Genomic DNA, 13,811 nt, shown 5'->3' with positions numbered 1-13,811 from the left:
GGGGTCGGTGGTTCGAGTCCACTCGGACGCACCATATTGCTGATTCATCTCTCCCCCCTATCGCGTTATACTTCCCGTTGTTTCGTCTCTGCCCGACCGTTCGATTTTTCATGTCGATTGCGCCGAACTACCGCCATCAGCCATCAGGAACGCCACATGACCACCTTCACCGCCAAAACCGCCTTTTTACCGCTCGACAATGGCCTTGCCCGCCGTGAAGGCGTGATGAGCGACGGTTCGCCGGCGGCGGAAGTGCGTTTCGAGGCCGGCGCCTTCGGCCAGCTGCAAAAGCCCGCGCACGCGCGACAAACCCGGGTGATATCCGGCGAATTCGAGTTCACCCTCGGCGGCGACACCCGGATAGTACGTGCCGGCGAGAGCCTGACCCTGCCGGCCAACGTCGCCAGCGGCTGCTTCTGCCTGAGCGCCGGCGTGCTGCTGGAAATCCCGCAAACGCGCTAAGCCATATTTACAGCAAGGTTATTTGCGCAACAAGCGGTGCGCAACGCGTTGCATTTGCGCCACATTTGCCCCCGTTTTGACATATCCGCCACACCGCCGCGGTTTTTTATTTTGTTTCCCGCCGCTTAGCCTTTATAATGCGCAACGTCTATCAGTTGAATGGTTTCAGCCCTTGATCTGCGAAAACGCAATAACAACACGATGTGATCTCACCCCGTTGCGCAGCATCTCCGCGCCCCCGCGCGGGCTGAATTTTTCCGCCCCACTTCAACTGTCGTCACCTATCCTTAACTATGTTTTTCACCACCAGGCACGGCTCAAATTCCCTATCGGCGTAAACAACGCCGGTCAAATTCGTTTTTTTATCCATCACAACTTGTAGAAAACTCCGCCATGAAAAAGACCAAAATTGTTTGTACCATCGGTCCAAAAACCGAATCGGAAGAAATGCTGACCAACCTGCTTAATGCGGGCATGAACGTGATGCGTCTCAACTTCTCTCACGGCGACTATGAAGAGCACGGCAACCGCATCAACAACATGCGCGCCGTGATGGCGAAAACCGGTATCAACGCCGGCATCCTGCTGGATACCAAAGGCCCGGAAATTCGCACCATGAAACTGGAAGGCGGTAAAGACGCCTCGCTGGTCGCCGGCCAAACCTTCACCTTCACCACCGACCAGAGCGTGATCGGCAACAGCGATCGCGTAGCGGTCACCTACGCCGGCTTCGCCGCCGACCTGAAGATCGGCAACACCGTGCTGGTTGACGACGGCCTGATCGGCATGGAAGTCACCAACGTGACCGAGAACGAAGTCATTTGCAAGGTGCTGAACAACGGCGACCTGGGCGAGAACAAGGGCGTCAACCTGCCGGGCGTGTCCATCCAGCTGCCTGCGCTGGCCGAAAAAGACAAACGCGACCTGATCTTCGGCTGCGAGCAAGGCGTCGACTTCGTGGCGGCGTCCTTCATCCGCAAACGCTCCGACGTGCTGGAGATCCGCGAGCACCTGAAAGCCCACGGCGGCGAGCAGATCCAGATCATCTCCAAGATCGAAAACCAGGAAGGCCTGAACAACTTCGACGAAATCCTCGAAGCGTCCGATGGCATCATGGTTGCCCGTGGCGATCTGGGCGTCGAGATCCCGGTAGAAGAAGTGATCTTCGCCCAGAAGATGATGATCGAAAAATGCAACCGCGCGCGTAAAGTGGTCATCACCGCCACCCAGATGCTCGATTCCATGATCAAAAACCCGCGCCCTACCCGCGCGGAAGCCGGCGACGTCGCCAACGCCATCCTGGACGGCACCGATGCCGTCATGCTGTCCGGCGAGAGCGCCAAGGGCAAATACCCGCTGGAAGCGGTCAACATCATGGCGACCATCTGCGAGCGCACCGATCGCGTGATGCCTAGCCGCATCGACTCCCTGAACGATCGCCGCAAGCTGCGCATCACCGAAGCGGTGTGCCGCGGCGCGGTTGAAACCGCCGAGAAACTGGACGCGCCGCTGATCGTGGTCGCCACCAGCGGCGGCAAATCGGCGAAATCCGTGCGTAAATACTTCCCGAACGCGGTGATCCTGGCGCTGACCACCAATGAAACTACCGCGCATCAGCTGGTGCTGAGCAAAGGCGTCATTCCGCAGATGGTCAAGGAAATCGCCTCTACCGACGACTTCTACCGCATCGGTAAAGAAGCCGCCCTGGCCAGCGGCCTGGCGCAGAAAGGCGACGTCGTGGTGATGGTTTCCGGCGCGCTGGTGCCAAGCGGCACCACCAACACGGCCTCGGTACACGTGCTGTAATATAAAACGTGACATAATTGTCTTGATCAAAACGCCGCTTTGCGGCGTTTTTTTTATCAGCAGTAAACTATTTTTCTCAAAACGCAACCGCGATCCGCTCATTATTTAGCTAATAAAGAATCGGAGTAGTCCCATGGAAGCCGGCTGTTTTCCCTCGTTTTTTTAACTAATTTGTAAAACCAGATGCAAGTTTGAGCGAACGATCAAAATAAAGCACCTCAACACTAAAAAATTATTCTCTTTCGAAAAAAGTTTGTGTAATACTTGTAACGCTACATGGAGATTAACTCAATCTAGAGGGTGTTATAATGAATCGTACTAAACTGGTACTGGGCGCGGTAATCCTGGGTTCCACTCTGCTGGCTGGCTGCTCTAGCAACGCTAAAATCGATCAACTGTCTTCTGACGTTCAGACTCTGAACGCTAAAGTTGATCAGCTGAGCAACGACGTGAACGCAATGCGTTCTGACGTTCAAGCTGCTAAAGACGACGCAGCACGCGCTAACCAGCGTCTGGACAACCAAGCTCACGCTTACAAAAAGTAAGATAGCTTTGGTTATTGAAAACGGCGCACATTGTGCGCCGTTTTTTTTTGTCTGTCCGTCAGCACTGGATGTTGCCTGCACGGCAGGCAAAAAAAAGAGGTTCAGCACGCTGAACCCCTCTTCAACCGCTCAATCCTGCAAACTTAGTTCACCGAACTGATTGGCGCTGCCTTGAATGGGCTCTTATTCGCCGCAGGAGCCGCTGCAGGCGTCAAACTCACCGCCGACGGGCTCTCCCCTACGTTGACCAGCACCGGCATGCCAGAACGGCGTACAACCGCGCTATCGAATACGGCGCGATCGGTTTGCCCATCGGCCGCAAAGGCTTTCTCCGCTTTAGACAACGCGATCGGCATGGTCTGCGGATCATCACTTTCTACCCGCGACAGCGGCTGGTGCACTTCCACATAGCGTTTGCCGTCCGGCTCGACGGAAATCTTCACCGGATCGTTGATCACTTGCACCCGCGTGCCGCGCGGCACCATGTTGAACAGCGCCTCGATGTCCGTCGGACGCAGACGAATGCAGCCGGAGCTGACGCGCATGCCGATACCGAAGTTGGCGTTGGTGCCGTGGATCAGGTATTCACCGCGCCCCATCGCCAGACGCAGGGCGAACAGCCCCATCGGGTTTTCAGGGCCGGCCGGCACCACCGCAGGCAACGTCACGCCCTGGGATTGATAGCGCTTGCGGATGTTGGCGGTGGGCGTCCAGGTCGGATTAGGGATCTTCTGGCTGATGGAGGTCACCTCCAGCGGCGTGTGCATCCCGGTCTGGCCGATGCCGATCGGATAGACAATCACTTTGTTCTCGCCTTTCGGGTAGTAATAAAGGCGCAGTTCGGCCAGGTTGACGATGATCCCTTCACGCTTGGTGTCAGGCAGCAGCATTTGGGTCGGAATGGTCAGCACCGTACCCGGCTTGGGCAGGAACGGGTCAGTGCCAGGGTTGGCTTCCAGCATGCCCAGCAGACCGATCTTGTAGTCAGCGGCGATGGCTTCCAGCGGGCGGCCGTCGTTTGGCACGGTATAAGTGGTGTTTTCGCCGATCAGACGGCTGTCCGGCGGCGGCAGCGGGTACTCGGTCGCACTGGCGGCCTGCGTGCCGGCCAATACGGTGGCGAAGACCATGCCCATTAAACTCAACGCACGTTTCATTATCATCCCTATATTTTTTATGACGGTTCGCCCACAAGGCTAACGAGCGCCTGGTGGTGGGTAAATCAGACAATACCTGATTAATACTAGCAACGCTGGTATCAAAGGCAATAAGTCCTCTAAAAATCAACACGTTATAACGTAATCGCCGTCATTGATTGTCAACGAAACGTCAACAGATAAGCTGCTGAAATATCACTGAATTGGGCGCGTTGTTCGGGGGAAAACCGTGAATTGTAAAGACTCATTGACAAAGCGAAGATATCAATGAGTCTTGAGGATAAGGGCGTTATGGGTCAGGCCAGCTGCGCCGCTTTACTGCGAATGGCGCGGATCATCGCCTCCAGCCCTTGTGAGCGCGAAGGCGTCAGATGTTGGCTGAGCGCCAGCTCGGTGAAAAACGGCCGCACATCGAGATCGACGATCTGCTGCGGCGTCAATTGACGATAAAGAATGAACACCACCGCCAGCAGCCCTTTGACGATCGCCGCGTCGCTGTCGCCGTGAAACTCGACCTGCCCCTGCTCATCGCGACGCATCACGATCCACACCTGGCTCTGACAGCCGGAGATCAGGTTGCCGGCCTGCCGCTCGGCCTCGTCCAGCGGCGGCAATTTGGCGCCGAGTTCAATCACGTACAGGTATTTCTCCTCCCAGTTCAGACAGCGGGAGAAATTACGCACCAATTTATCTTTGTCCGGCAAATTCGCCATGGGGATCCTTTTGTACGCCGGGGACGCGCCCCGGCCTAACCTAATAGCTGATGAATGCGTTGCAGCCCGGCCACCAGCCGGTCCACCTCTTCGCGGGTATTATATAACGCCAGCGAAGCGCGGCACATGCTCGGCACCTGATAAAACGCCATCAGCGGCATCGCGCAGTGATGGCCGGTGCGAATGGCGATACCGTACTGATCGAGGAAGCTGCCGACGTCATAGGCGTGGTGTTCCCCCAAATTAAAGGCGATCACCCCGGCGCGATGCGCCGGACCATAGATTTTCAGCGTCGGCACCTGCTTGAGCGCCTCGAGCGCGTAATGCATCAGCGACTGTTCATAATCGTGGATCGCATTCAGGCTCAAAGCTTCGACGTAATCAAACGCCGCGCCCAGCCCCATGATGCCGGCGGTGTTCGGCGAACCGGCCTCGAAGCGCCACGGCGGATCGGCGAAGGTGGTGCCCGCCGTCAGGCTGACCTGCCGGATCATCGAGCCGCCCCCTTCCCACGGCGGCATCTGCTGCAACAACGCCTGGCGGCCATACAGCATGCCGATGCCGGAAGGGCCATACAGCTTATGGCCGGAAAACACGTAGAAATCGCAGTCCAGCGCCTGGACATCGACGCGCTGGTGCATCACCGCCTGCGCGCCGTCCACCAGCACCGTCAGGTCCGGCGCCAGGGTTCTGGCGCGGGCGATGATGTCGCGCACCGGGTTGACGGTGCCCAGCACGTTGGAGACCTCGGTCAGCGCCAGCAGTTTGCAGGACGCGTCGACCAGTTCCGGCAACCGCGCCAGATCCAGCGTGCCGTCCGGCTGCAGCGGCCACACCCGCAGCTGCAACCCACGCTCTTGCGCCAGCATCTGCCACGGCACGATGTTGGCGTGGTGCTCCATCTCGGTGATGAGAATCGCATCGCCCGGCTGCAGCAGGTGGCGGCCAAAGCTGTTGGCCACCAGGTTGATGCCTTCGGTGGTGCCCTTGACGAACACCATCTCTTCCGCCGAGGCGGCATTGATAAAGCGCGCCGCCTGTTCCCGCACCGCTTCCATCTGCTGAGTCGCCTCGGCGCTCAGGGTGTGGATGCCGCGATGCACCGCCGCATAACCGTGGCGGTAGAACTCCAGCTCACGGTCGATCACCGCCTGCGGTTTCTGCGCGCTGGCGGCGCTGTCGAGATAGGCCAGCGGTTGGCCGTTCACCTCACGCGCCAACAGTGGGAAATCGCCGCGTACGCGTTCAATCGGATAACTCATGCAGCCTCCCCCGGCAGGCGCTGGGCGATGCGAGCCAGCACCCGTTCCCGGATGGTGTCGTTGGCGATGCCTTCGGTCAGCTCGGCGGCGAAGGCGAAGATGATCATCTGCTGCGCCGCGTGCTTGTCGATGCCGCGCGACTGCAGATAGAACAGCTGCTCTTCATCGATGCGCCCCACGGTGGCGCCGTGGCTGCACTTGACGTCGTCTGCGTAGATCTCCAGCTGCGGCTTGGTATCCACTTCTGCCACCTTGCCCAACAGCAGGTTATGGTTGGTCATCTGGCCGTCGGTTTTGATCGCGTGCTTGGCCACTTTGATCATGCCGTTGAACACCGCCTTGCCGCGATCGCTGACCACGGTTTTATGCAGCTGCCGGCTTTCGCAATAGCCCTTATTGTGCTCCAGATAGGTGCGGGTGTCGCAGATCTCTTTGCCCACCGGCAGCACCAGGCTGTTGATCACCAGATTCGCGCCTTCGCCGTTCAACTGCGCGCTGGTGTTGTGCCGCGTCAGGCCGGCGCCCAGCAGGAAGCTGTCGCTTTTCACCCGCGCGTCGCGGCCGATAACCAGATCGTTGTGGGCAAAGTGGTAGCTTGGCTGGCTCTCAAACGCCAGCTTGCAGTGCAACAGCCCGGCGTTGTCCGCCACATTGGCGGTCAGGCGCGCGCCGGTGAAGTGCGCGGCCTCGCCCAGGCTGACGTAGTGTTCGATCACTTCCGCCTCAGCCCCGCGCCCGATCTCCAGATGATGGCGGTGATGCACGGTGTTCACTTCCCCGGCTGCGCCGCGTCCGCTGCTGATGTGCAGCAGATACAGCGGGCGTGCAGGGATCTTGCCGGCCGGCAAGCGAATCAGGCTGGTTTCCTGCGCCAGGCTTTCGGTCAGGTGCAGAAAAATCTCCGGCTGGATCGGCTCCGGCAACGCCTGAGGCGTGCCATAGGCGGTCAACTCGAACTGGTAATCGCTCAAGTCGCCATCGCTCAGCGCGGCGCTGTAGCGGCCGTCGATAAACACCAGCCGACAGGCATCGATGCCGAGCGCCAGCGCATCGAGCTGCTCTGCGCTCACCGGGGCGGGCTGCGGTTCGAGGAATTGCTGCTCCAGCAGGCTCTCCAGCGGCGTGTATTTCCAGTTTTCATGCTTGCGCGTCGGCCACCCGAGGCGCAGCGCCTGCTGCCAGTGCGCCAGCGCATGCGGCGAACGCTCGCCGCCGCGGCCTTCGAACAGGCGATACAGCTGCTGCAGCGCGTTTGAATTACTGTTGGTCGGTAAGCCAGCCATAGCCCTGCTCCTCCAACTGTTTCACCAGCGAGAAATCACCGGATTTGACGATGCGCCCCTGCGACAGTACGTGTACGTAATCCGGCTGGATATAGTCCAGAATGCGCTGGTAGTGGGTAACGATGATAAAGGCGCGCTTGCCGTCCCGCAGCGAGTTGACGCCGTTGGCGACGATCTTGAGCGCATCGATGTCCAGGCCGGAGTCGGTTTCATCGAGAATGCACAGATCCGGTTCCAGCGCCGCCATCTGCAGAATGTCGTTGCGTTTTTTCTCGCCGCCGGAGAAGCCGACGTTGACCGAACGGGTCAACAGATCGGCCGGCATGTCCAGCAGCGCGATTTTCTCTTCGATGAAATCGGCGAAGTCAAAGCGATCCAGTGGCTCCTGTTCGCGGTATTTGCGCACCGCGTTGACCGATGTCTGCAGGAAGAAGTGGTTGCTGACGCCGGGGATCTCCACCGGGTACTGGAAGGCCAGAAACACGCCCTCGCCCGCGCGATCTTCCGGATCCAGCTCCAGCAGATCCTTGCCTTTGAAGGTGACTTCCCCTTCGGTCACTTCATATTCTTCACGCCCGGCCAACGTGGCGGACAGCGTGCTCTTGCCCGAGCCGTTCGGCCCCATGATGGCGTGCACTTCGCCCGGTTTGATCTCCAGATCCAATCCCTTGAGGATCTCGTTGCCTTCCACGCTGACTTTCAAATTCTTGATGCTTAACATGCTGTGTCCTCAGATAGCGCCGACGGCGCTAAAAATGCGGCGATTAACCCACGCTGTGTTCCAGGCTGATGGCCAGAAGTTTTTGCGCCTCGACGGCGAACTCCAGCGGCAGCTCGGAGAAAACGTCCTTGCAGAAACCGTTGACGATCATCGAAATGGCGTCATCCTCGCTGATGCCGCGCTGCAGGCAGTAGAACAGCTGGTCATCGCCGATCTTCGAGGTGGTGGCTTCGTGCTCCAGCTGCGCGCTGTTGTTGCGCGCTTCAACGTAAGGGAACGTGTGGGCGCCGCTGTCCGGCCCGATCAGCATCGAGTCGCACTGGGTAAAATTACGGGCGTTTTCCGCCCCCGGCAGGATTTTCACCAGGCCGCGATAGGTGTTCTCGCTGTGGCCGGCGGAGATGCCTTTGGCGATGATGGTCGACTTGGTGTTTTTGCCGATGTGGATCATCTTGGTGCCGGTATCCGCCTGCTGATGGCCGCTGGTCAGCGCCACCGAGAAGAATTCGCCGATCGAGTTATCGCCCTGCAAAATCACGCTCGGGTATTTCCAGGTGATGGCCGAGCCGGTTTCCGACTGGGTCCAGGACATTTTCGAACCGGCGCCTTCGCACAGCGCGCGCTTGGTGACAAAGTTGAGGATACCGCCCTTGCTCTCGCCGCCGGAGAACCAGTTCTGCACCGTCGAGTATTTCACTTCGGCGTCTTTATGCAGGATCACTTCCACCACCGCCGCGTGCAGCTGGTAGCTGTCGCGCACCGGGGCGGAACAGCCTTCGATATAGCTGACGTAGCTGCCTTCGTCGGCGATCAGGATGGTGCGCTCGAACTGGCCGGTTTTGGCGGCGTTGATGCGGAAATAGGTCGACAGCTCCATCGGGCAGCGCACGCCTTTCGGCACATAGACGAAGGTGCCGTCGGAAGCCACCGCGGCGTTCAGCGCAGCGAAGAAGTTATCGTTGGACGGCACTACGCGCCCCAGGTACTGACGCACCAGATCCGGGTATTCCTGGATCGCTTCGCCGAACGAGCAGAAGATCACCCCGCTCTCCGCCAGTTTTTCACGGTAGGTGGTGGCGACCGAGACCGAGTCGAAGATGGCGTCCACCGCCACCTCGCTGCCCTCGCGCACCGGTACGCCGAGCTGGTTGAACGCCAGCTCCACTTCGCTGGTCAGGTAATCTTTTTCCGTCGCCGCGCCCGGTTGCTGCTCGGCGCCGGGTTGCGAACCGCAAGCATCGTCGCAGCTGCCGCAGGACGGCGCCGAATAGTAACTGTAGTCCTGGTAGTTCAGGCGTTCGTAATTGGCCTTCAGCCAGTGCGGCTCCTCCATCTGCAGCCAGGCGCGGTAGGCCTCGAGACGGAATTCCAGCATCCACTCGGGTTCGTTGCGCTTGGCCGAGATGGCGCGCACCACCTCTTCGTTGATGCCTTTGGCCAACTCATCGGTTGCCAGCTGGGTGAAGAAACCTTCTTTGTAGCGACCTTCGCTGACCCAAGCCTGCACTTCATTAGGCATTTCTACATTGCTTCGTGTCATGTTGATTGCATCGCTCAAACGCCAAAGCTCTCGCCGCACCCGCAGGCATGCTGAGCTTTAGGGTTGTTGAATTTGAATATCTGATTCAGCCCTTCGCGGACGTAATCTACCGTGGTGCCATCGATGAACGGCATGGCCTTCAGCGGCACGTAGAGTTTGGCGCCGTCGCGCTCAAACAGCAGATCGTCATCGGCGGGTTCGCGGGTCAGATCCAGCACATAGGCAAAGCCGGCGCAGCCGGATTGTTTCACCCCTAGCTGCAGCCCTTTCACCTGCGGATCCTGCTGCATCAGTTTGGTTATTTGTCGTACGGCGCTGTCGCTGAGCGAAATGCCTTGCCAGACATTTTCATCCAGAGAAAAAGTGCCGACATTTTCCGTTTGCATAGGGTCTACCTCACACTCGTGTTTGGCCACAGCCAATCTGGGTTGCTTATATGTTAGTGATAACGATTATCACTTCAACCGTTTGTTTTGCGGGGGTATCCGCCGCGAGCGCGGTTTTTCGCTGCGGCGTGCGGCAAGCCAGCGGGACATCCGTGGCGGCTTGCGGCGTCCGGCGGCAAGGTGTGCATGCTATCCCTATGAATTTGTTCTTTATCCTGCATCACCGTACCGCACTCCCCGGTGGCCCGTCAGCGTTACAGCGCCGCGGTGCATTGCCGATCTAAACATTCATAGAAAATACCTATTTCTGCATTCTGTCTGTCGTAAATGTGCGTTTATCGGCATTTCGTGGCGCAGCGCAAGCGCGCGCCCCCAGGTTAAAGTTTAGTCGCTCAGGCTCAAGTTGGGTCGTCGGTAGCCTTTTACACCTCACGCGATGAAAAAACGCCACGCCGGGGATTGATCGGCAACGCGGCAGTTTATATGATAATGATTATCATTCAATTGTAATTTGAGCGCGAAGCCAATGACTCTTTCGATCAACGCATGGTTGCTGGGCAAGATTGATGACTACAAATTCAGCGTGCGCGACGCCACGGTGGACTTTTACATGGCCGAAGCGGCGCTACGGCGCCCGGAATGCAATATCGACCACCTGAAGCGGTACAACAGCGTCAGCCTTACCATGGCCAATCTGTGTCTGGAGAACGGCGACGACGACAGCTACCTGCACGCGCTCAGCAAGCTGCACAACCGGCTGATCGTCGAGATCAACAATCCGCAGCGTTGCCAGCTGTTTCGGGTGCAAAGTTACCACTTCGCGCGCCATACGCTGACGCTGATCTGCCAAAAATACGCAATGGAAGGCACCTGGGAGAAGGCGAACGCGTTTCAGAAGGACTTCGTCAAACGCGTGCCGTTTCAGCTGTAAAGCGAAAGGCTCCGCAGGCCGAGCGCCTGCGGAAACCGGCGGGGATCAGTCGATGACCGCCGTGGTCAGACGCGAAGTGCAGCACAGCCGATCGCGCGCGTCGAAGATCTCGATTTGCCATACCTGATGACGGCGGCCAACGTGCAGCGCGCGGCACACCCCGCGCACCTGGCCATCGAACACCGCGCGCAGGTGGTTGGCGTTGATCTCCAGCCCCACCACTTTCTGCTCGCCCTCACTGCACAGGTAACCGGCCATCGATCCCATCGATTCCGCCAGCACCACCGACGCCCCGCCGTGCAACAGCCCGAACGGCTGCCGGGTGCGGCCATCGACCGGCATGGTGGCCTCGAGGAAATCCTCGCCCAGCTGGGTAAACTCGATGCCCACATGGCTGACCATGCAGCCGTCACCGGCGCGGTTCAGCTGCTCCAGCGACGTTTCACGTTTCCACAATTTCACTCAATCATCTCCAGAAGTGCCTGTAATGGGTGGCGCACGCCATTGCCCTCGATGCGTTTCACCTGGCTGCGGCAGGAATAGCCGGTCGCCAGGCAGCGCTGCCGCGGCAAACGCTGTAGCGTCGGATGCCATGATAGCTCATAAATGCCGAGCGAGTTTTGCAGGTTCTTGGCTTCATGGCCGTAAGTGCCCGCCATGCCGCAGCAGCCGACGCTGACGTTCTCCAGTTTGGCGCCGAAGCGGGCGAAGATCGCCGCCCACTGTTGGCCGCTGGCCGGCAGCGCGGTGGTTTCGGTACAGTGGCCGAACAGATACCACGGCTCGCCGGTCGCCGGTTGTTCGGCGCGATCCGCGATCCGCTGCTGCAGCCATTCATGCACCAGCTGCACCTGGAAATCGCCGCGCTCGGCGCCGAGGATCTCGCGGTATTCGTCGCGGTAACACAGCACCAGCGCCGGATCGACGCCCACCAGCGGCATGCCAAGCTGCGCCACGCGGTTGAGGAAATCGGCGGTTTTGCGCGCGGTGCGGGCGAACCGCGTCAGGAAACCTTTCACATGTTGCGCCTTGCCGTTCGGCGAGAACGGCAGCAGCACCGGTTTATAGCCGAGCTTCTCCACCAGCCGGACAAAGTCCGCCACCACTTTGGCGTCGTAATAGCTGGTGAACGGATCCTGGACGATCAACACGTGTTCTGCGCGCTGCTCGGCGCTCAGCCCTTCCAACTGCTCCAGCGTCAGCGTGGTCGCGCGGTGGCCGGACAGCTGTTGACGCAGTGTCGGGCTGGACAACAGCGGCAGATCGACCATGCCGATGGCGTTGCGGCTCACCTCTCGCAGCCACGGCTGGCGGAAGAAGAAGTTGAACACCTTCGGCGCGCGGGCCATCAATGGGGTATAGCTCTCCACGCCGGCGACCATGTAGTCGCTTACCGGGCGCAGATAGCGGGTGTGGTAGAGCTGCAGGAAGCGCGAACGGAACCCCGGCACGTCAATCTTGATGGGACACTGGGTGGAACAGGCCTTGCAGGCCAGACAGCCGGACATCGCCTCTTTCACTTCGTGTGAGAAGTCATACTCGCCCTTGCCGGCATGCCAGCTGTTGCGGGTTTTCTCGATCAGGCCACGCAAGCTGAGGCGCTGCTGCGGCAGCTGTTTCTCCAGCGCCAACGGATCGACGCCCTGCTCGGCCAACAGACGCAGCCACTCGCGCACCAGCGTCGCCCGCCCTTTTGGCGAATGAATGCGGTTGCTGCTGATCTTCATCGATGGGCACATCGGGCTGCGCACGTCGAAGTTGAAGCACAGGCCGTTGCCGTTACACTCCAGTGCGCCGCGGAACGAGGTGCGCACCTCGACCGGGATCTGGCGATCGAAGGTGCCGCGTTTGACCGCGTCCACCTGCATCATCGGCGCATCGACCGCCAGCGGCGAACAGATCTTGCCTGGGTTCAGGCGATTATCCGGATCGAACGCCGCCTTGATGCGGCGCAGCTCTTCATACAGCGTTTCCCCGAAGAATTCAGGGCTGTATTCCGCGCGGAACCCCTTGCCGTGCTCTCCCCACAGCAGGCCGCCGTATTTGGCGGTCAGCGCCACCACCCGATCGGAGATCTGCTTCATCAGCACTTCCTGCTGCGGGTCGCACATGTCAAGCGCCGGGCGCACGTGCAGCACCCCGGCGTCAACGTGGCCAAACATGCCATAGCTCAGATTGTGGTCATCGAGCAGTTGCCGAAATTCGACGATATAGTCCGCCAGATGTTGCGGCGGCACGCAGGTGTCCTCGGCGAACGGAATCGGCTTGGCGCGCCCTTTGGCGTTGCCCAGCAGCCCGACCGCCTTCTTGCGCATGTTGTAAATGCGCTCGATGCCAGCCAGATCGCCGCAGATCTGGTAGCCGATCACGCCGCCCTGCCGCTGCGCGATCAATTCGTCCAGCCGTTGGCACAGGGCTTCCATCTGGCCGTCGATCAGCGCCCGATCGTCGCCGGCGAACTCGACGATGTTCAGCCCGAGCATCTCTTTATCCGGCACGTCGGCGATCAGTTCGTTCACCGAGTGCCAAACAATGTCTTCACGCGCCAGGTTCAGCACCTTGGAATCGATGGTTTCCACCGACAGCGCCTTGGCCTCGACCATAAAGGGCGCATTGCGCAGCGCAGAGTCAAAGGAGTCGTACTTCACGTTGACCAGGCGGCGCACTTTCGGCAGCGGCGTGATGTCCAGCCGCGCCTCGGTGATAAACGCCAGCGTGCCCTCGGCGCCGGTCAGAATGCGCGTCAAATCGAAGGTTTGCAGATCGTTGCTCAGCACGTGGCGCAGATCGTAACCGGTGAGGAAGCGGTTGAGCTTGGGGAATTTCTCCAGGATCAGCGCGCGCTGCTCGCGGCAGCGGTTGAGCACCGTGCGGTAGATGCGCCCTTCGGCGGTCTCTTCCTGAGCAATCGTTTCCGCCAGCGCTGTCGGCATGGCGCGGGTATCGATCATCTCGCCGCCCAGCAGCACCGCCCGCAGGCCCAACACGTGATCGGAGGTTTTGCC

General features: G+C 59.6%; 13 protein-coding genes. 4 read left to right on the top strand and 9 right to left on the bottom strand.

Annotated elements, in window-relative coordinates; genetic code table 11:
• The first annotated feature begins 156 nt into the window (after positions 1-156).
• The 3 genes from ADK28_RS04950 to ADK28_RS04940 all read left to right on the top strand — a co-directional run bounded on the left by ADK28_RS04950 (position 157) and on the right by ADK28_RS04940 (position 2,813).
• Positions 157-462 carry a hypothetical protein gene (locus ADK28_RS04950; protein WP_016927932.1) on the top strand — a complete coding sequence of 102 codons (306 nt, stop codon included), beginning with the start codon at positions 157-159 and terminating at the stop codon, positions 460-462.
• Between the two features lie 393 nt (positions 463-855).
• Positions 856-2,268, top strand: coding sequence for a pyruvate kinase PykF (pykF, locus tag ADK28_RS04945; RefSeq protein ID WP_048795044.1), 1,413 nt, complete (start codon positions 856-858; stop codon positions 2,266-2,268).
• Positions 2,269-2,576: 308 nt separating this feature from the next.
• Positions 2,577-2,813, top strand: a complete 237-nt coding sequence (locus ADK28_RS04940) for a major outer membrane lipoprotein (protein ID WP_004931354.1) — start codon at positions 2,577-2,579, stop codon at positions 2,811-2,813.
• A 143-nt stretch (positions 2,814-2,956) separates the two neighbouring features.
• On the opposite strand, the gene ADK28_RS04935 is transcribed toward ADK28_RS04940, so the two are convergent.
• The 7 genes from ADK28_RS04935 to sufA all read right to left on the bottom strand — a co-directional run bounded on the left by ADK28_RS04935 (position 2,957) and on the right by sufA (position 9,875).
• Positions 2,957-3,970 (bottom strand): L,D-transpeptidase family protein, encoded by a 1,014-nt coding sequence (locus ADK28_RS04935; protein WP_004931356.1) that lies wholly within the window; start codon positions 3,968-3,970, stop codon positions 2,957-2,959.
• A 296-nt stretch (positions 3,971-4,266) separates the two neighbouring features.
• Complete coding sequence (gene sufE, locus ADK28_RS04930) at positions 4,267-4,683, bottom strand: cysteine desulfuration protein SufE (RefSeq protein ID WP_004931358.1); 417 nt, start codon at positions 4,681-4,683, stop codon at positions 4,267-4,269.
• Positions 4,684-4,718: 35 nt separating this feature from the next.
• The gene (gene sufS / locus ADK28_RS04925) at positions 4,719-5,945 is read right to left on the bottom strand and encodes a cysteine desulfurase SufS (protein ID WP_033640497.1); all 1,227 of its coding nucleotides are present in this window, start codon (positions 5,943-5,945) and stop codon (positions 4,719-4,721) included.
• Positions 5,942-7,228 (bottom strand): Fe-S cluster assembly protein SufD, encoded by a 1,287-nt coding sequence (sufD, locus tag ADK28_RS04920; RefSeq protein WP_033640498.1) that lies wholly within the window; start codon positions 7,226-7,228, stop codon positions 5,942-5,944. Before sufD ends, sufS begins: the two co-directional genes overlap by 4 nt.
• Positions 7,203-7,949: a Fe-S cluster assembly ATPase SufC gene (sufC, locus tag ADK28_RS04915; RefSeq protein WP_016927936.1), complete on the bottom strand. Its 747-nt coding sequence runs from the start codon at positions 7,947-7,949 to the stop codon at positions 7,203-7,205. The genes sufD and sufC overlap by 26 nt, the downstream gene beginning before the upstream one ends.
• 43 nt (positions 7,950-7,992) lie before the next feature.
• A complete protein-coding gene (sufB, locus tag ADK28_RS04910) occupies positions 7,993-9,489 on the bottom strand; it encodes a Fe-S cluster assembly protein SufB (protein ID WP_025302644.1) in 1,497 nt (498 codons plus the stop codon).
• Positions 9,490-9,503: 14 nt separating this feature from the next.
• Positions 9,504-9,875: a Fe-S cluster assembly scaffold SufA gene (gene sufA / locus ADK28_RS04905; RefSeq protein ID WP_004931368.1), complete on the bottom strand. Its 372-nt coding sequence runs from the start codon at positions 9,873-9,875 to the stop codon at positions 9,504-9,506.
• A gap of 526 nt (positions 9,876-10,401) precedes the next feature.
• Between sufA and ADK28_RS04900 the strand changes: the two genes are divergently transcribed.
• Positions 10,402-10,806, top strand: coding sequence for a hypothetical protein (locus ADK28_RS04900; protein WP_004931369.1), 405 nt, complete (start codon positions 10,402-10,404; stop codon positions 10,804-10,806).
• A 45-nt stretch (positions 10,807-10,851) separates the two neighbouring features.
• Here the strand turns inward: ADK28_RS04900 and menI are convergent, their stop codons facing one another.
• Entirely contained in the window at positions 10,852-11,268 is a 417-nt protein-coding gene (menI, locus tag ADK28_RS04895; RefSeq protein WP_016927938.1) for a 1,4-dihydroxy-2-naphthoyl-CoA hydrolase, read from the bottom strand.
• A partial coding sequence (gene ydiJ / locus ADK28_RS04890) for a D-2-hydroxyglutarate dehydrogenase YdiJ (protein ID WP_048795043.1) occupies positions 11,265-13,811 on the bottom strand: 2,547 nt, incomplete at its 5' end. The genes ydiJ and menI, both read right to left, overlap by 4 nt.

It is taken from the genome of Serratia sp. 506_PEND (assembly GCF_001076875.1).
GTDB lineage: Bacteria > Pseudomonadota > Gammaproteobacteria > Enterobacterales > Enterobacteriaceae > Serratia > Serratia marcescens.
This window is presented reverse-complemented; position numbering and strand designations above follow the sequence as displayed.

What these genes read in the sequence shown, in the direction of transcription:
- sufA (WP_004931368.1), bottom strand. Translation starts at nt 9,875, where the DNA reads ATGCAAACGGAAAATGTCGGCACTTTTTCTCTGGATGAAAATGTCTGG.
- ADK28_RS04940 (WP_004931354.1), top strand. Translation starts at nt 2,577, where the DNA reads ATGAATCGTACTAAACTGGTACTGGGCGCGGTAATCCTGGGTTCCACT.
- sufS (WP_033640497.1), bottom strand. Translation starts at nt 5,945, where the DNA reads ATGAGTTATCCGATTGAACGCGTACGCGGCGATTTCCCACTGTTGGCG.
- pykF (WP_048795044.1), top strand. Translation starts at nt 856, where the DNA reads ATGAAAAAGACCAAAATTGTTTGTACCATCGGTCCAAAAACCGAATCG.
- sufE (WP_004931358.1), bottom strand. Translation starts at nt 4,683, where the DNA reads ATGGCGAATTTGCCGGACAAAGATAAATTGGTGCGTAATTTCTCCCGC.
- ADK28_RS04935 (WP_004931356.1), bottom strand. Translation starts at nt 3,970, where the DNA reads ATGAAACGTGCGTTGAGTTTAATGGGCATGGTCTTCGCCACCGTATTG.
- sufD (WP_033640498.1), bottom strand. Translation starts at nt 7,228, where the DNA reads ATGGCTGGCTTACCGACCAACAGTAATTCAAACGCGCTGCAGCAGCTG.
- ADK28_RS04900 (WP_004931369.1), top strand. Translation starts at nt 10,402, where the DNA reads ATGACTCTTTCGATCAACGCATGGTTGCTGGGCAAGATTGATGACTAC.
- ADK28_RS04950 (WP_016927932.1), top strand. Translation starts at nt 157, where the DNA reads ATGACCACCTTCACCGCCAAAACCGCCTTTTTACCGCTCGACAATGGC.
- sufB (WP_025302644.1), bottom strand. Translation starts at nt 9,489, where the DNA reads ATGACACGAAGCAATGTAGAAATGCCTAATGAAGTGCAGGCTTGGGTC.
- sufC (WP_016927936.1), bottom strand. Translation starts at nt 7,949, where the DNA reads ATGTTAAGCATCAAGAATTTGAAAGTCAGCGTGGAAGGCAACGAGATC.